14 protein-coding genes are annotated in these 17,655 nt (G+C 37.7%); 9 read left to right on the top strand and 5 right to left on the bottom strand.

The features are described 5' to 3' along the window. Positions 1–4: 4 nt before the first annotated feature. The 3 genes from nagB to IGJ19_RS12495 all read left to right on the top strand — a co-directional run bounded on the left by nagB (position 5) and on the right by IGJ19_RS12495 (position 2,805). Positions 5–706 (top strand): glucosamine-6-phosphate deaminase, encoded by a 702-nt coding sequence (gene nagB / locus IGJ19_RS12505; RefSeq protein ID WP_023520342.1) that lies wholly within the window; start codon positions 5–7, stop codon positions 704–706. Between the two features lie 141 nt (positions 707–847). Beyond that, a complete protein-coding gene (locus IGJ19_RS12500) occupies positions 848–1,561 on the top strand; it encodes an MgtC/SapB family protein (protein ID WP_010734293.1) in 714 nt (237 codons plus the stop codon). Between the two features lie 107 nt (positions 1,562–1,668). After that, a complete protein-coding gene (locus tag IGJ19_RS12495; RefSeq protein ID WP_010734294.1) occupies positions 1,669–2,805 on the top strand; it encodes an AI-2E family transporter in 1,137 nt (378 codons plus the stop codon). A gap of 63 nt (positions 2,806–2,868) precedes the next feature. Here IGJ19_RS12495 and IGJ19_RS12490 read toward each other — a convergent pair whose 3' ends face one another. The 3 genes from IGJ19_RS12490 to IGJ19_RS12480 all read right to left on the bottom strand — a co-directional run bounded on the left by IGJ19_RS12490 (position 2,869) and on the right by IGJ19_RS12480 (position 6,806). After that, on the bottom strand, positions 2,869–4,656 hold the full coding sequence (locus IGJ19_RS12490) for a glycoside hydrolase family 35 protein (protein WP_430604170.1): 1,788 nt from the start codon (positions 4,654–4,656) through the stop codon (positions 2,869–2,871). Between the two features lie 12 nt (positions 4,657–4,668). Further along, complete coding sequence (locus IGJ19_RS12485; protein ID WP_430604169.1) at positions 4,669–5,832, bottom strand: glycoside hydrolase family 88 protein; 1,164 nt, start codon at positions 5,830–5,832, stop codon at positions 4,669–4,671. A 266-nt stretch (positions 5,833–6,098) separates the two neighbouring features. Next, positions 6,099–6,806, bottom strand: coding sequence for a GntR family transcriptional regulator (locus IGJ19_RS12480; RefSeq protein ID WP_029593931.1), 708 nt, complete (start codon positions 6,804–6,806; stop codon positions 6,099–6,101). 218 nt (positions 6,807–7,024) lie between these two features. Here IGJ19_RS12480 and IGJ19_RS12475 point away from each other — a divergent pair, with 218 nt between their 5' ends. The 5 genes from IGJ19_RS12475 (at position 7,025) to IGJ19_RS12455 (ending at position 14,354) form a co-directional block, all read left to right on the top strand. Next, positions 7,025–7,948 carry a PTS mannose/fructose/sorbose transporter subunit IIAB gene (locus IGJ19_RS12475; protein ID WP_074799365.1) on the top strand — a complete coding sequence of 308 codons (924 nt, stop codon included), beginning with the start codon at positions 7,025–7,027 and terminating at the stop codon, positions 7,946–7,948. A 17-nt stretch (positions 7,949–7,965) separates the two neighbouring features. After that, positions 7,966–8,763, top strand: a complete 798-nt coding sequence (locus tag IGJ19_RS12470) for a PTS mannose/fructose/sorbose/N-acetylgalactosamine transporter subunit IIC (RefSeq protein ID WP_010734299.1) — start codon at positions 7,966–7,968, stop codon at positions 8,761–8,763. Then, positions 8,756–9,556, top strand: coding sequence for a PTS system mannose/fructose/sorbose family transporter subunit IID (locus tag IGJ19_RS12465; protein ID WP_029593929.1), 801 nt, complete (start codon positions 8,756–8,758; stop codon positions 9,554–9,556). Before IGJ19_RS12470 ends, IGJ19_RS12465 begins: the two co-directional genes overlap by 8 nt. Positions 9,557–9,693: 137 nt before the next feature. Further along, positions 9,694–12,711 (top strand): polysaccharide lyase 8 family protein, encoded by a 3,018-nt coding sequence (locus IGJ19_RS12460; RefSeq protein ID WP_430604168.1) that lies wholly within the window; start codon positions 9,694–9,696, stop codon positions 12,709–12,711. Between the two features lie 776 nt (positions 12,712–13,487). Continuing rightward, positions 13,488–14,354, top strand: coding sequence for a helix-turn-helix domain-containing protein (locus IGJ19_RS12455; protein ID WP_115358265.1), 867 nt, complete (start codon positions 13,488–13,490; stop codon positions 14,352–14,354). Between the two features lie 222 nt (positions 14,355–14,576). Here IGJ19_RS12455 and IGJ19_RS12450 read toward each other — a convergent pair whose 3' ends face one another. After that, entirely contained in the window at positions 14,577–15,485 is a 909-nt protein-coding gene (locus IGJ19_RS12450) for a cation transporter (RefSeq protein ID WP_074799367.1), read from the bottom strand. Positions 15,486–15,656: 171 nt separating this feature from the next. Here IGJ19_RS12450 and IGJ19_RS12445 point away from each other — a divergent pair, with 171 nt between their 5' ends. Then, entirely contained in the window at positions 15,657–16,289 is a 633-nt protein-coding gene (locus IGJ19_RS12445) for an NAD(P)H-binding protein (RefSeq protein ID WP_074799368.1), read from the top strand. 320 nt (positions 16,290–16,609) lie between these two features. Here the strand turns inward: IGJ19_RS12445 and IGJ19_RS12440 are convergent, their stop codons facing one another. Further along, on the bottom strand, positions 16,610–17,617 hold the full coding sequence (locus IGJ19_RS12440) for an NAD(P)-dependent oxidoreductase (protein ID WP_086335162.1): 1,008 nt from the start codon (positions 17,615–17,617) through the stop codon (positions 16,610–16,612). Positions 17,618–17,655 lie beyond the last annotated feature (38 nt).

Genomic DNA, 17,655 nt, shown 5'->3' with positions numbered 1-17,655 from the left:
CGTTATGGAAATCATTCGTGTGAAAAATGCTGAAGAAGGCGGAAAAAAAGCTTTTGAGATAATTAAAAATGGAATGGAAAATGGTGCGAAAGTTCTAGGTTTAGCAACAGGGAGTACGCCAATCACTTTATATAAAGAAATGACTTCAAGCGACATGGATTTCAGTAACATGACTTCTGTTAACTTGGATGAGTATGTTGGACTAGGTGGCTCAGATGATCAAAGCTACCGCCATTTTATGAATGTTGAATTATTCGACAAGAAACCATTTAAAGAAACATTCGTACCTGATGGAAAAGCAGCTGATTTAGATCAAGCTTGTCAATCCTACGACCAAATCATTGAAGAACATCCAATCGATATCCAAATTTTAGGGATCGGTCAAAACGGTCACATCGGTTTTAATGAGCCTGGTGCTCCATTTGATGGAAAAACAAGTGTTGTCGATTTAACTGAATCAACAATCAATGCCAATAAACGTTTCTTTGATAAAGTGGAAGACGTCCCAACGAAAGCAGTTTCTATGGGAATCGGCTCAATTCTAAACGGCAAAAAAATCGTCTTGATGGCTTATGGCGAAAGTAAAGCAGAAGCAATCAAAGGAATGATCAACGGACCTGTTACCACAGATATGCCAGCCAGTGCTTTGCAAAATCATGATGACGTGATAGTCATTGTTGATGAAGCAGCAGCAAGCAAATTATAATAGAAAAGATTTCAGTCACTGGAGATCATCTGGTTTTTATCAGATGATCTGGCACAGTGGCTTTTTTTTAGGTCATAAAAAATAGTTATATTTTGTTTGTTTTTTTTAGTCGTGCTATATTTGATAAGAGGGGGGATATTCATGGAGGATATGGTTTTATCCATACCAGAAATTATTATACGATTGAGTATCGCATTGCTTTTTGGCGGAGCAATTGGTTTTGAGCGACAATATAAAAACCGTCCAGCAGGGATGCGTACACATATTTTGGTTTGTATGGGGGCTTGTATTATTGCCTTGATCCAAGTGGAAATTGCTAGTGGTGCGTTGAGAAATGCATTAGAGTATCCTGAATTAGTTGGGACCCTCCGTTCAGATGAAGCTCGCTTGATTGCACAAGTTGTCAGTGGCGTTGGCTTTTTAGGAGCAGGTACGATCATTGTTACGAAACAATCAGTGACTGGGTTAACGACCGCAGCATCACTTTGGGCAATCGCAGGATTGGGTATTGCAATCGGAATGGGTTTTTATGCCATTGCACTCACTAGTTTCGTCGGTATTGTGTTTGCATTGACTGTAGTGAAGCGCATCATCCATGTACCAACAACAAAAAAATTAGTGATCCAATTTATTCATCGAAAAGAAACCAAGGATTTCTTGAATGATTATTTTGAAAAAAGAAACATTACGATCGAGGATGTCAATTTTGATGTAAAATTTGTGGATGATTACCGTATTTATAAAAATGTTTATACGATCGATTTACCAAAAGGATTGACGTATGCAGAAGTGATCGAAGAATTATCCACGTATAAAAATATTACTAACTTACATCTGGTTAGTTTATCTACCTGAGTAACCACTTTTTTTAAATAACAAGAAATAAAAGAAAAAATAGCGCTTTACCGATGAATAAATGATAAAATAAGAGTATCTGTAAGCATGAAATTTGGAGGATATCTATGTATTCAAGGTTCAAAGAGTCAAAATTGTTATTTTGGACAGTGGAATTAGTCTTAACGATTATTGGCGTTTTCTTTATTTTACGTATGCCAAATGTGTTTCACCCGATTTTGAGAATGGCATCTGCAATCATTATGCCACTGATCATTGCTGGATTTTTCTATTACATGTTTAATCCAGTTGTCTTGTTTTTAGAAAAACATCGAGTACCACGCGTGTTGGGCTATCTATTGACATTGATCGTTTTATTAGTGATCGTCTTTTTGACCATCATGAACATCTTGCCTCAATTGGTTGATCAAGCAGTGCAATTAACCAGAAGTATCCCTGCATATGCAGACGAAACAAGTCGTTGGTTGACTGAGATCATGCAAAGAGAAGAGTTTCGTTCATTGAATCTAGAAGAACAGTTTGCGTCTGCCAACTTGTCGTTGAGCAACTTGTTCAATATCTTGTTGGTTAGTCTGACAGGGAGCGTTTCAAGAATTCTTTCTTTTATGATGCAATTCTTTATTTTATTGTTTACTGTCCCATTCATCTTATTATTTATGTTCAAAGATGGACATAAATTTATCGATGCGTTGTCGCCTTTCTTTCCTCAAGCAATTCGAGGAGAATTACGCCAAACGGTCAGAGAGTTGAATGAAACGTTATCTGCTTATATCAGTAGCACGATCGTGGATGCAGTGATCATTGGCGTGATGAGTTTTATTGCAATGACGATTTTCAAGCAGCCATATAGTTTGTTGCTGGCAGTCGTTTGCGGAGTGACGAATATCATACCGTACGTTGGCCCTTTTATTGGTGCAGTACCAGCTATTATTGTCGGACTGTTTATTTCGCCATTTCAAGCACTCTACATGGCGTTATCCATTCTTGTTATCCAACAATTGGATGGCAATGTGATCAAGCCATTACTCTTCGGAAAAACAATGAACATTCATCCACTAACGATCATTTTAGTATTGATCGGTGCAGGAAGTGTTGCTGGGATCATGGGAATGTTAATCTGTATCCCTGTGTATGCGGTGATCAAAACATTAGTATTGAATATTCGTAAGATTTATTTATTGCGGAAGTTTGAACAAGTTCCAGCAGAAGAACAACCCAAGAAAATTGAATTAGAACATGAATAACTGTCAACGAAAAGAGACGAGGGTCATCAGATGATGACCCTCGTCTTTGTTTAGTTATCATTATCAAACACTTTGCTCAAGTTTCGGTTCTGCGAGAAAATCTAAGGAGCGGATCGCGATACCTTCTGTTTCGAAGATCACCACTTCATTTTTCCCTTTTTTAAGGAAATCTTTTGGACAATAAAGTGAATAGATGGGGCCACGATTCCAATAACGCCCTAAGTTGATCCCATTGACAAAAACAACACCTTTGCCATATGCGGAACAATCAATATACGTATCTACAGGTTCTGTTACATCAAATGATACGTGATAAAACGAAGGATGAGCTGGATTTTTGCCAGCTTGATAGTCGATCAGCTGAAGTTGCTCGGCTGATAGTGGCAAAGGATAATGTAGATAGCCTTGATGGAAATGGATATCTTGCATGATTCCGCCACGAATCCCTTTTGTTTGGGTCGGGTTATTCAATTTTGAGCCATAATTGACTCTTCCATGATTTTCTACTAATACATCTAATTGGATTTCTTCGCTTTCTGTCTTTCCTTGGATCATGAACTCTTCACCGATCGTTGTTTGGTCTTGCGTCAATTGATAGGTTTCGTCCACATAAACGGAAACTCGATCACTTGCTTCGATGATCCGAACTTTGTTTTCATGGTAATAGTTTTTCAGCACTAAGGAATATAAGACATAGCCATATCCATTGCTGACTTGTTCCATCGTCATAGGATATGCGGTAGGTACCGCTTTTGCTAGTGTTTCTTTTGTATTTAGTAAAGAAACGCTAGTATCAATTGGGTAACTCCCAAGAGAGTCTAATTGTTTTGTACGTGGTTCTGCTTGCCATACGTCGGGGCAAACTTCTTTGATTGCTTGTTGGACAGCATAATATTTTTCTGTAGGTTCACCAGCTTCAGTGAGCAACGCATCGTAGTCATAGCTTGTCAATTGCGGTAAGTCGGTATTTCCACGAGCAGAACAGCCATTATAAAAACCAAAATTGGTGCCTCCATGGAACATGTACAGATTCAAAGAACCAACTTCTAACATATCTTTGACTTCATTCGCTAGGTCTTGAGCATCTCGTTTGATGATCGGCTCGCCCCAGCGATTGAACCAACCATCCCAATATTCCATACACATCAAGGGCCATTTTTTCCCATGCTTCTCAAAAAAGGCTTGCAAGACCGCACTATTCTCTTTAGAATGACTACCAAAATTACCAGTGACGAATACATCATCTTCAATCAGCGTTCCAGCATCCAATACTTCATTCCAAGCACCATCAGAAGTAAATAGAGGAACAGTGATTCCGGCATTCTCTAGTAGTTGCTTCGTTTCACGTAGATACGCTTTTTCCATTCCATAAGAACCATATTCATTCTCGATTTGGATCATGATAACAGGGCCACCGTTTGAAATCTGCAAAGGTAGGATCTTAGGCAGTAAGGCATCATAGTATTTTTTGACTTTTGTCATAAATCGTTCATCCGTCGAACGCAAACGAATACCTGGTTCTTTTAATAACCAAGCGGGTAGACCGCCAAACTCCCATTCTGCACAAATGTATACAGAAGGACGTAGGATCACCATTAGTCCGAGTTGTTGAGCAAGTGCAACAAAAGCAGTGAAATCATTCATTCCTTCGAAGTTGAATTCGCCTTCTTTGGGTTCATGGATATTCCAAGGAATATAGGTTTCGACAGTATTTGCGCCCAATGCTTTCAAGTTATATAAGCTATCTTCCCATTGTGATTGAGGAAGACGAAAATAGTGAATGGCGCCACTGATCAATTTGATCGGTTGCCCATCTAAAAGAAAGTCTTCTTTTATTTCAAAAGTTTGCATGTTGGTTTCTCCTTACCAATATTTTTTCCACGAGGGTTTTGCTAAACGCATCAGAGCTTCTAGGTAGAAATAATCGCCCCAAAGATTAGGTTCATCGATTCCTTTACCTTCTGCATGGGCATATACGCCATGTAGTAGTAGACCTTCATTATCAGGTTCGGACAAGGATGTGTAATGTTCGCCTAATTGGTAGAGCATTCCTTTCGCTAATTCTTCAGACTGAGGATACGCTTCCATTTTTGCGGCTTCTAATAATCCACAGGCGGTGATCGCTAAGGCGGAACTATCTTTGTCAGAAGGATATTCATCTGTGAAATCAAAATCCCAATAAGGAACAAGGTCTTCTGGTAAATGTGTCAAAAAGACATCAACGATTGCTTCATAATTTTTAGGTAAAGACGAAGATCTTAAATAACTTTCATTTAAAGGAATCCCAAGAACAGCCCAACTTTGTCCACGTGCCCAAATCGACGCATCGCTATTTCCCTGATGTGTGGCACCGTGAGTTGGTGTGCCGGTTGAAGGATCAAAATAATACGTATGGAAAGTTGTTGCGTTTTCTCTAACAACGGTACGTAACACTGTTTCGTAATGTTTCTTTGCTACTTCTCGATAATGATCATTACCTGAAATCTCAGAAGCTTGGAACAATAAAGGTAAGTTGATCAATGAATCGATGATCAAGCGATACTCTTTTGGATCGCCATACGCGCCCCAGGCTTGGATAAATTGTCCTTTTTCTTGAAAACGTGCAAGTAAGACATCTGCGGCTTGAAGCAATTCTTCTTTGCATAATAAGCTGTCGGTCAAACGATAGCCTGCGCCAGCAGATAAACTATATAAGAAACCAATATCATGATGATCTAATACGTGATGTGTGGTTAAACGCTCTTTGAAACTATGGATATTTTCCATGGCGCGTACGAGAAATTTCTCTTTGCCAGTCCATTCATAAGCCAACCATAACATGCCAGTCCAAAAGCCATTCGTCCAGTCATCATTAGGTTTGATCCGATAGATCCCATTTGTTGCGCAAGCCGACGGAAAATCTAGACCGTAGCGTATCATATTATGTTCGATTTTTTGGCAACACCAATCAATTTGCTTTGCTAGCCAGGCGCTATCGACAGACTTGCTTATGGAAATAAGGGAATCTTTTGTTTGTTGTAATCCCATCATACCACTCCTCTTAATTTGTTAACATATTAACTTTAAACTAGTATAACCTAAATAATCAGAAAAAGCGAATGGCAAAATAAAAAAACAGAAAAATCGGAAAATAAATAACCTTATTTATTTTTTAAGTAGGTAACTCTGATCATGGATAGATATATATAGTTAAGAAGGAATCCACAAAACGTTCAAAGAACGGTCTGATGGATTCCTTCTGGTTTTGCTTATTTAATTCAATGGATGCGAAATTACGGCTATTACCGTTCTACTTATTCTGCTTCTACTTCGATTTTTGTTTTGAAATATTTCCAGTGTTTGTAACTGATGATATATTCGGCTACGCTACGGTCAGCTAGGAAAGAATGCTTGACTTGTTTGACGACTGGTTCGCGAAAGCTTAACTTTAACAAGTTCAATAATTCTGGATCATCGGGAAAGACGATTTCATTCGTCTCAACAGATGAAAGAGAGAAGAGGTCGATCCCAAAATCTTTTCTCACTCTCTCGTAGATACTGGAGTATTGAGATAAGTCTTTACTAATAGGTTCCTTGACCAAACGTTTTGGCAGATGAGTGATATGCACAAGGAAAGGGATATCCTCAAAATACCGCACTCGTTTGATGCGATAATAAGAACCATTTTTCGGTAGTCCAAGTTCTTCTAAAATGTCAGGTTCTTGCGCTTCTTCTATCGAAACGACCTTGACCTTTTCTTTATCTAATGAATGTAATTCGATATCAGAGAATTTGACTGATTGAGAGACTTTTGATTTAGAAACAAAGGTCCCTTTTCCTTGGACGCGATAGAGATAGCCAGCGGTTGTAAGTTCGTTCAATGCTTTAACGGCTGTGATCGAGCTTACAGAATATTTTTTCTTGATATCTGCTTCTGAGTAAAACTTATCTCCAGGAACAAATAAATGATTTTTGATTTCAGCTAATAATTCTTGCTTAATTTGTTCATATTTGGGAATCACCACATGAGACCTCCTTTTTTTGCGGTATTCAATTAATCTTACCATAACATGTTAACTTGTTTGTGGCAATGGATTAATTTTGGAACTAAATTTTTTAAGAAAAAAAATATAATATGTTAAGATGTTAGGTTTACGTTTGAGTTGATATGTGATATAGTGTACGTAATCAATAGCTAACATGTTAAGTAGCTTAGATGTTTATTTAAGGGGGAAGAGAGATGAGAAATATCTTATTGGTCAGTCATGGTAGCATGGCCGATGGAGTCAAAGCCAGTTTAGAGATGATTGTTGGCGTGCAAGAACATGTTCATACACTTTCTTTAAGACCAGATGGCGATAATTTGCAATTTGAACATGAATTAACTGAGAAAATGAAAGCCCTTAACGGTTCGACCTTGATTATTGCAGATCTGCTAGGTGGGACACCATGTAACACAGCGCTAAAAAATTACTTAGAAGATGAAGAAGTTACAATTATTGCGGGGATGTCTTTACCCTTAGTCATGGAAGCGACCCTTAATCCACAAGCAACGATCGAGGCGTTGATCGATTTGGCACGCGGGGGTATCGTAGATGTCAAAAACAAGATGATCGCAACGGAAGCGGAAGAAACGCAAGTGGCAGAGGAAGATCTAGCACAATATAAGGAATTTAAAGGCAAAGCGAATATTGTCAATGTACGGATTGATGAACGCTTGATTCATGGGCAAGTGGCAGGAATTTGGTCCACAAGTTTGAATACACAACGGATCATCGTGATCAATGATGAGGCGGCAATGGATTCTTTACAAAAATCTTCATTAAGAATGGCAGCGCCTACATCTATGCGGCTATCCGTTTTAACTGTTGCTGCGGCGGCAAAAAATGTTCAATCTGGAAAATATGGCAAGCAACGTATTTTTTTACTTTTTAAAAATCCAACAGATGTCTTGCGGTATTTAGAAGCGGGCGGTGAGCTGGCTGCAATCAATGTAGGAAACATGAGTCACAAAGAAGGTGCGAGAGAAATCACGAAAAGTATCAAGGTCATGAAAGAAGAAGAAGCAGTATTTGAAGCAATCGCAGCCAAAGACATAAAAGTGACCGCTCAACTGGTACCAAATGATCCAGTCATCGATTTTATGGAAAAACTAAGAAAGTGATTTAGGAGGAAATAATCATGCAACATTTAGCCATGTATCAAATTATTCTTATTACAGTTTATGCTTTTATTGCAATCAATGATTCACTTATTTCAAATACGTTGACACAACCAGCCATTGCGGGAATGATCTCCGGGATGATCATGGGAGATTTAGAAACTGGCTTGATGGTAGGGGGAACCCTTCAATTGATGCGTTTAGGGATTGCGGCTTTTGGGGGCGCATCTGTACCCGACTTCTTTACTGGCGCTGTATTAGGAACGGCGTTTGCTGTCATTTCTGGTAAAGGCGCGGAATATGGGATCGGTCTAGCTGTACCAGTATCATTACTGATGCTACAGCTTGATGTCGTTGCTCGCTTCTGTAATGTCTTTTTGCTACACCGTGTAGATCGTGCGATTGAAGATATGCGTATCAACAGTATCCCACGGTTAGTATTATCTGGTTCATTCCTATGGGGGCTTTCTCGAGCAATCCCGATCTTATTGATGTTACTAGTCGGAGATGCGGCAGTCTCAACAATCACAGAAAATACACCTGAATGGTTGATGAATGGATTACGTACAGCAGGTGGCGTACTACCAGTTGTCGGTGTGGCCATCCTTTTACATTATTTACCAGCAAAACAGTATATTCCTTACTTACTTTTAGGTTTCTTCTTATCAGCATATCTACAAGTACCAATGCTTGGGATTTCAATCGTTGGTGTTATTGCTGCATTGTTAGTATTCAAACGAGATAACGAAAAAGAAGCAACTGCTCAAACAGTGACAACCACTGGAACACTTGAAGGAGGTTTTGATGGCGATGAGTAATCAAAAGTTAACGAAAAAAGAATTGAATGTCATCAGTTGGCGCTATATCCTTGGTAGCCAATTGAATTGGAACTATGAGCGTATGATGAGTACCGGTTATCTCTATGGTATTTTACCTGTACTGAAAAAATTCTATGGGGAAGACAAATCACAATTACAAGATATGATGAATACCCACAATCAATTTTTCAATACGAATGCGATTTTTGGGAACTTGATCATGGGGATCGATGTGGCAATTGAAGAAGAAGATGGTTACAAAGCAAAAGATACGATCGTCGCGTTGAAAACAGCGTTGATGGGTTCATTGGCAGGGGTAGGCGATTCATTATTCCATGTCATCTGGGGAACGATTTTTGGTTCAATCGCGGGTACATTGGCACAAAGCGGATCAGTCGTTGGCTGTGTGATCTGGATCATTGCCAATATCGCTTTACTTTTTGGACGAGCAGCATTATTACCACTTGGCTATAAGCAAGGAGTTAAATTAGTTACGACTCTGAAAAATAAACTAACAGCATTCACCAACGCAGCAACTGTTTTAGGGATCACAGTTATTGGTGCCTTGATTCCGTCAGTTATCAAAGCAACGGTTCCTTTCGTTTACAAACAAAATGGGGTGGAGTTAGTTGTTCAAGATACATTAGATGCGATCTTACCTTCATTAGTACCGGTTTTATTAGTCTTATTGACTTACTGGATGTTAGGTCAGAAGAAATTGAATTCAACTCGCGTGATCTGGATCATTTTGATTCTTTCGATTGCATTAAGTGCTGCCGGGATCTTAGCTTAAATGATTCATAAAAAATGAATGAAGTGATCGCAAGGTCGTGATCCGATCTGCAAGAAAGAATCGTTCGAAATAAGAATGCGCCTTTCTTGCAGATTTTTTTAGTTCAAAAAATATCTATAATCAAAAAGGAGAACAAAATGAAGCGTTGGTCAACAAAATTAGTGGTGACATTAGGGTGTAGTTTATTCGTTGGTATTGGGTTAGGGTACAGTCAACAAGTAGGTGCAGAAGGAACACAGACTGACATGCAAAAAAATACGACATCAGGAAACTATGAGTCAGATTTTTCGCAGCATTTGGGTACTTGGCAAGACATTGTTGGAAAAGCAGATAAATATACCAACGAGAATGGGTTACAGATCGCAAACCAGAAAGTCAATCAACAATTTGAGTCTGTGTCGTTATTATTAGATGCAGGTGTCCGCAGCTCAGGTGATCTAGAATACACGTTTCTATATGAGGGACAGACCAATTTTGGACTAGTTTTTCGAGGAAACGATCAGATGACATCGAACTGGCAATCGTTTGCCTATATGCGCGATGGTGAATGGCAATTGGGGCAGCCTGGGGGGAAATGGTTGACAGCCATCAAAGGCCCTACACTGATTCCAGGACAAACCTATAAATTGTTACTAAGATATGAAGGAACATCGTTCCAAGCATATTTGAACGACCGTTTGTTGTATGAAAATCAAGAAGTTCTTTATTCTGATGGGACAACGATCAATGGGGACTGGTCAGGTTATTCAGGGATTCGGTTATTTGGGAATGAGAGTAAATTAACGATTTATTCCATGCGTAGTGGAGCGGTCAATAGTCTACAAGTGGAAGAACCGACAGAAGAATTTCAAACAATGAAAGCAAACTGGAAAGATCAACTTGTGTCAACAACGACCGATTTAGCTAATCCAGCGATTGCCAATTATGTAAACGCTCTTTCTAACGAAGCAGAAAAACTTTACGAGACAATGAATCAAGATCCTGACCGCACTTATCTATGGCCATTAGAATCTGGAAATACCGCTTCGGCAGATTTAACCACGCAATTTACAAAGTTGCAAAAACTAGCGTTAGCATACGGAACGAATGGGACAAGTTTTTATCAAGATGAAGTCATCAGTCAAGTGATTCAAAGTGGGTTAGATTTTATGATCACAAAAAAAGGCTATGATGGAACAAAGTATCATGGCAATTGGTGGGATTGGCAAATCGGAGTAGCTCAAAAATTTGTGGCGATTTTGATGGTACTGGATGAAGGTGTGCCAGAGGAGAAACTTCAAGAGTATACGACAGTGTTGAGTAAATATGTACCCGATCCATTTAAACAACTCTACACAAAAACACAAGGAACTTTTGTCGCGCTTGATTTTATACCAAATTTTTCAACCACTGGTGCGAATCGCACAGATTTAGCGCAAACTGTCTTAGGACTAGGTCTCTTACAAAATGATCCAGCGAAAGTGACACAAGCAGTTGAGAGTATCACAGATGTCTTTAAATTGGTGACCCATGGCGATGGATTTTATCAAGATGGTTCATTTATCCAGCATGAAACGATCCCTTATACAGGCTCTTATGGGAATGTACTAGTCAAAGGCGTAGGCCAAATTTTATCGATCGTCCAAGAATCTCGCTATACGTTGACAGCTGATCAAATAAAGTCCTTTGTTGATAACGTACAATCGGCATTTATCCCATTAGTGTATCAAGGTGAAATGTTGCCTTTAGTCAATGGACGCTCCATTTCTCGAACGCCCGCTGCGACAAAAACGGGTTACGGATCGACAACGATGTACAATTTAATGATCGTGGCGAAATTTGCATCTGAAACACAGCAAAAAGCATTAAAGGAAGCAGTGAAATATTGGATGCTGTCTAATCCTGACTATTATTTGACAAATACGAGAGATTACAATGATTTGATGATGACAACGGAGCTATTGGCTAATACCACGGTGATGGGTAAGCAACTACCGTTCATCGGAACAAAGATGTACCATGCAATGGATCGATTTGTCCAACGAACAGAGAATTACCATTTAGGATTAAGCATGTATTCGAAGCGAATCTCTTCATTTGAAGCAGGAAATCTGGAAAATCAACGAGGCTGGCATACGTCTGACGGGATGATTTATCTTTACAATGATGACCAAGTCCAATTCGGTCCGAGTTATTGGCCAACAGTCGATCCTTATCGTTTACCTGGTACGACCATTGATACAGTTCCTTTAGCAGATGAAGTTTCAGCATTTACTACAGTGACTTCAAATGAAACATGGGTAGGCGGTGCCGCTGCTGGAGATCAAGGTGTAGTAGGGATGGCTCTTAACAAAGAAGGAACAAAGAATAATGGAACGACTTTACCGATGAATGTACAAGGGAAGAAGTCATGGTTTACATTGGATGGGCAAATCATTGCCTTAGGTGCTGGTATTACAGGAGATACAACTGCCTCAATCGAAACAATTGTCGATAATCGTTTATTAAATGATTCGTATACGTATCAAGTACTTTCGGATACAGGAATGATTGATCAGTCACAACAAACGAAGGAAGCCTCTTGGTTATTGTTAGAATCAGATCATCAACATGCGTCGATCGGTTATTATTTCCCACAAAAGGAAACAGTCGATGTGATCAGTGAGACACGTACAGGTACTTATCGAGAAATCAATGAAGCATTTCCTAGTGATACACCATATACAGGTGACTACCGCACCTTCTCAATCAATCATGGACAGCAACCAAAAGATGCAGAATATGCTTATGTGATGTTGCCCGGCAAGACTCAATCGGAATTAGCAGATTATGCAGCAAAACAGCCAGTTGCGATTTTGCAAAATACCAAAGAAATTCAAGCAGTCGAAGTGAAAACCTCTGGTTATTTAGGTATCAATTTTTGGCAAGAACAAGGCGGAGAAATGGCAGGGATCAAAACGAATAAACCAATTTCTTTACTAAAACAAACGAAGGCAGAACAAACAGTTTATACAATTGCCAATCCAACGCAACAAACTGAACCAGTAACACTTCGTGTACCAAGTGACTTTACTGACGTGGTGTCTATGAGTGAGGGGATTGTCTATGATAGTCAAACCAATACGTTTACCATTGATTTCGGTCAATTCGAAAGCAAAGAGATCGTTGTCAAATAGATCTACCTTTCTAGGTCATATTTAAACACAGACCAATTGAAAAAAACAGAAGCTTCCCAATCGTTTTCGAATTGGAGGAGCTTCTGTTTTTATAAATAATTTATGCCCTCAAGCCCACTTGAGATCACCGATGTCTGCATAAGAAAAGATCACTAATGGAACACGAGAAAGTCACTCATGGTCCATTAGTGAAGTTATATTTTTAATATTTCAGTACATATTCCTTATTTGAGAGAATTGACTGTAGATGATATAAAGTAAAATATTGCTATTAGTGATAATAATATTTCCAAAGTTATATAAAAATACTTTTCTATAACTTTCAGATTGTAATATCTAAGAATATGCAGAAAGCAGACACCGAATAATAGATTGAGGTAAAGTAATCCGCCACTATCTTTCAGATTAGTAACAAAATTTCCGACAATATTTATAATAATTGATAGTTTTAATAGCGCTAAAAACATTTCATTTTTAGTCCAGTTTTTATCGTGTACCAAATGTCCACCTACTTCTTTATAATAAATTCATATATAGCATCTGTAGTCTTTATACCTACTATTTTATCTATGGTCTTTCCTTACATAATCATCTAAACCAAATAATTTAAACATTTCACTTTTACTATTTTAAAATAATCAACCTACATCGATTACTCCCAACAATTCTCCTTTCCTTTTTTCTACAAACATATAATATATAAAAAAAATGGTATAATTTATCGTGTGGCTCAAAGTCACATAGTTAGAAAATTCAGAGAAAGTGAGAAGAAAATCATGATTTGGAATTATGGAAATGTATATAGAATGATAAGAAAATCTAAAGGTATCTCACAAAATAATATATGCAATGGAAATCTAGAACGTTCAACCCTCTCTAAGTTTGAGAGCAAGAATAGAGTACCGTCATTCGATACAATGCAGTATCTATTAGAACAAGTCAATGTATCGTTTAATGAATTTGAATATATTTGTAATGAATATAATAATAGTGAAAGACAAGAAATATTAGTTGATTTTTATTCCTTGGTATCTAATGCGCAACGAACTAAGATAGATATGTTAATTAAACGATGTGAACGATATTTAAAAAATAATAATGATTATAAAATTAACGAGATAAATCATATTTTACATATTTTTTTAGAACTAAATGAACTAAATAAATTAAATTTTTCAGACATAAGTATGAAATTGGCAACCATTGTATGGGATAGGATTTCTTTGATTGATACTTGGACATACGATGATATCAGGACCATCAATTTTATTTTTTACTTTTTACCTTTAGAAACAATCAAAAGCATTGTTCCAAAAATGTTACGAAGTTTGGAGAAGTATAATAAATTAAAGGAAATATCAATTCTACGTTTGTCAATATTAACTAATTTTTCAACAATATTTTTAGAGAACGCTATGTATACTGAATGCAAAAATATACTAGATTATGCACATAGTTTTGCTGAAAATGCGAAAAGATATGATTACCTTGGGATTATTATGGTTAGAAAATCCATCTGTGAACAAAAGTCGGAAGAAGTGACTAAGTGGCTAGAATTTTTATCTATGGCGAGTGAAGAAGAAGTTGTTACCGAATTGAAAAAAGAAATCAGCCGACATTTGGTAAGGGGGTCTTCTAAATAAGGTTAGCTGAAATAAATCTGACATACAAGATAATTTTTTAACTAAATATAGTAACGTGGTTTTAAACAATGTGAATCATAAACTAATTTATCTGTATTCGGTGAGGAGAATATATGAATCTTAAAGCATGTAGTCAAACACAGACCAATTGAAAAAAACAGAAGCTTCCCAATTGTTTTCGAATTGGAGGAGCTTCTGTTTTTTTATAAAGTATGCTCTTTCTTAAGCCCACTTGAGATCACCGATAAAGTTGATATTCAGCCATAAAGAATAGTCAGAGAAACCTTCAGTTACTTTGCGGTTGAGTTTATCTCTTAGATGATCTTGCGCGCGGATACTATCTAGTTCACTATCGGGTAAAATCACGATATCTAGTTCAAGAATGACTTGATCCCCTACTTTTGCGATTCGTAAGACATAGGTTTCGATGGCGACATTTTGCAAGAGCTTATCAACTACTAACAATATTTTTTCACGTAATTCATATTTGGGGGGTGCATAAGTAAGTTCTAATGTGGCATTTTTGATTTCAGTCACCGATAGATAAATATAAAAAATGGTAATTCCAATAGAAATCACTGGGTCAATCAGTTGTGCGATGGCAAGATATGGCGTTCTTGCTAGTAAACCAGAGACGATGATCGAGACCACGACTCCTAAACTGAATAGAAAACCGAAGCGCCATTGTTCCAGCTCCACCTTATAAAAGGAATGATTGATCGGATTTTTTTTCAAATAAAGATAAAAGACAAAACAAAAGAGTGTCCCAAACAAAGAAAAGGGCAAGCCAATCGCCAAATCAACATAGGTATCTGCATAAAGCAAACTGAAAAAAGACTCAATCAGGCCATAGGAAGAAATCAATAGGATGACACTGTATTGGATAAAAACAACCAAGGGCATCAGTGATTCCTTTCCAAATGGAAAACGTTCAAAATCTTGTGTCTGGATAAACTTAGCAATATATAATGCGATCAGAGACATCAGCGCACCGACCATCGTATAGACACCATCAAGCAAGAGGACATTGTAATTGATCATCAATCCCGTAAGTAGCGCTAAAAGACCATAAACGGTTCCTGCAATGATGGAGGCAGTTAATAATTTTTTTATTTTTTGCGTATTTTTCATATAACTAAAACCCTTTCTGGAATAGATGCTTTTTTGAGAATCATACTAATTGTAATAAAAGAGGCGAATAAATACTTGCGGTTAGAGTCGTTCTAAGCCTTATACTTTACTCATCTTATCAAAGGAGGAGCGTTGTACAAGTAAAAAATCAAAATTAGAGGTGGAAATAGATTGAAAAAGAACGTATTGATCCTTGGTGCATCAGCACCAATTGCTAGATATAGCTATGAATTTTTAAAAAATGATCCTACGGTGAATGTAACTTTATTTTTAAGAAATCCGGATAAAGTCTTTGATAAGGAGCGAAGTATCATTGGTGATGCGACGAATCTAGATGATTTGGTTCATGCAATGAAAGGCATTGATATCGTCTATTCTTGCTTAGGTCCTTACAACATGGTGCCTTTAGCTAAACATGTGATCGAGGCCATGAACCAGAATAAGATCAAACGCGTATATTGGATGGCAACACTTGGGATCTACGGTGAAGTTGACTTCAATGACGAAGAAGCAATTGCAGAGTTGGGCGACTATCGCGATCCTGATACTTATTTAGGGGATCAGCGTATTGCAGCAGATTTGATTGAGAACAGTCATCTAGATTTTACCATCATCCGCCCCAATTGGTTAACCGATAAAGAGATCATTGAGGATATTCGTATCGAGAATAGAAACGGAAAAAGTCTCATTGGTGAAATCAGCCGACAAACTGTAGGGAAATACCTAGCAACTTTGATCAACGAGCCAACTACTCATATGTATGACTCTATTGCATTAACAGCAAAGGGAAAAATACACGAGTAAAAAATAATTGAGGTTTGACAGAAATTTTCAGCTTTGAAATAAGGCAGGACCCCCAGAAAGTATTCTTTGATTTTCTGGGGATTCTGTCTTACTATTTTTTGTGATGATCGAAAGGAAAGTAGTTAAAACAAACGTAAGATTCACTTTTGTCTGTGACCATACAAACAAATCAACGGTGGGAATCAAGTAGTCTCTTTTAAAATAAGGCAACAGCCACAAAAATTGGAAGAGCAATTTTCATGGTTGTCGCCTTATTTGTTGAGGGGGAACACTTCTGTCCCAATATCGGAACGCTAGTTCTTTGCTGTCAATGCTCCAGCTTAACTAGAAAGCATGTTGGCACAGTCCAATTGATTGAACATTTTATAGAGATTGTCAAAACTTGTTTCGATCATATTTGATACTGCTTCATCGGTATTCGAACCAATATGTGGTGTAACGATCACTCGCGGATACATATCAATCAGCGCCTTAGCTGTTGCATCGATCAATAACGGATCTTCATCAAAATTTTTGTTGAAAATCAGCGCTTCATTAGGCAAGACATCTGTACCAAATCCAGATAGTTTTTTTCTCGTCAACGCATCAAGAATTGCTTGATTATCCTGTAACTCTCCTCTAGCAGTGTTGATCAAAATCGCATCATCCTTCATTTTTTCGATAAAATCTTTATTAATGAAACGTTCATTTTTACCGGGGATGTAAGGAATATGGATACTGACGATATCACTTTCTGCCAGTAAGTCATCAAGAGACTTAAATTCGATGGCTGCTTTTGCTTCTTCACTTGGATATAGATCATTCCCAATCACCGTTGCGCCTAATCCTTTGAAAAGTTTTGCTTCTGTTAGTCCGATGTTCCCCACGCCAACGATTCCAACTGTACAGTTTCGGACTTCTTTACTGAACATAAAGCGATCAATCGTAAAATTATAAGAAGCTGTTTTATTCGTTGTATGAGTTGTTCTACGTAAAAGCATCATTGCTAAAGTAACAGATAATTCAGCGATTGCATTTGGTGAATAAAATGGTACATACGCGACTTGCATTCCATGATCGTGAGCTGCCATTAAATCAATATGATTTGTCCCAACTGTACGTGTGAGTAGGAACTTGATCCCAAATTGGGCAAAACGTTCGATATTTATGCGATTTGCTAAACAGTTACCTCTAAGAATGACGGCATCCATTCCTTTTGCTTCTGTATAGTTTGTCTCATTCAATAAATCTTCTACGAGATTCAAATTGAATCCGTGGATATTCAACTGCTGAAAGAGAGATCTTTCAGCAGGACGAACACCATAACATACAACATTTAAATTTTTCATAGTATAGTTTCCTTTCGTTAATTAATTATATAATGTGG

Origin of the sequence: Enterococcus sp. DIV1368b, from assembly GCF_050529595.1 — a bacterium.
Classification (GTDB): domain Bacteria; phylum Bacillota; class Bacilli; order Lactobacillales; family Enterococcaceae; genus Enterococcus_B; species Enterococcus_B mundtii.
Note: the sequence above shows the minus strand (reverse complement) of the source record. Positions and strands in the feature narration are given on the sequence as shown.

Excerpts from the sequence above, each read along its gene's own strand:
- nagB (WP_023520342.1), top strand. The coding sequence starts at position 5 with ATGGAAATCATTCGTGTGAAAAATGCTGAAGAAGGCGGAAAAAAAGCT.
- IGJ19_RS12500 (WP_010734293.1), top strand. The coding sequence starts at position 848 with ATGGAGGATATGGTTTTATCCATACCAGAAATTATTATACGATTGAGT.
- IGJ19_RS12495 (WP_010734294.1), top strand. The coding sequence starts at position 1,669 with ATGTATTCAAGGTTCAAAGAGTCAAAATTGTTATTTTGGACAGTGGAA.
- IGJ19_RS12490 (WP_430604170.1), bottom strand. The coding sequence starts at position 4,656 with ATGCAAACTTTTGAAATAAAAGAAGACTTTCTTTTAGATGGGCAACCG.
- IGJ19_RS12485 (WP_430604169.1), bottom strand. The coding sequence starts at position 5,832 with ATGGGATTACAACAAACAAAAGATTCCCTTATTTCCATAAGCAAGTCT.
- IGJ19_RS12475 (WP_074799365.1), top strand. The coding sequence starts at position 7,025 with ATGAGAAATATCTTATTGGTCAGTCATGGTAGCATGGCCGATGGAGTC.
- IGJ19_RS12470 (WP_010734299.1), top strand. The coding sequence starts at position 7,966 with ATGCAACATTTAGCCATGTATCAAATTATTCTTATTACAGTTTATGCT.
- IGJ19_RS12465 (WP_029593929.1), top strand. The coding sequence starts at position 8,756 with ATGAGTAATCAAAAGTTAACGAAAAAAGAATTGAATGTCATCAGTTGG.
- IGJ19_RS12460 (WP_430604168.1), top strand. The coding sequence starts at position 9,694 with ATGAAGCGTTGGTCAACAAAATTAGTGGTGACATTAGGGTGTAGTTTA.
- IGJ19_RS12455 (WP_115358265.1), top strand. The coding sequence starts at position 13,488 with ATGATTTGGAATTATGGAAATGTATATAGAATGATAAGAAAATCTAAA.
- IGJ19_RS12450 (WP_074799367.1), bottom strand. The coding sequence starts at position 15,485 with ATGAAAAATACGCAAAAAATAAAAAAATTATTAACTGCCTCCATCATT.
- IGJ19_RS12440 (WP_086335162.1), bottom strand. The coding sequence starts at position 17,617 with ATGAAAAATTTAAATGTTGTATGTTATGGTGTTCGTCCTGCTGAAAGA.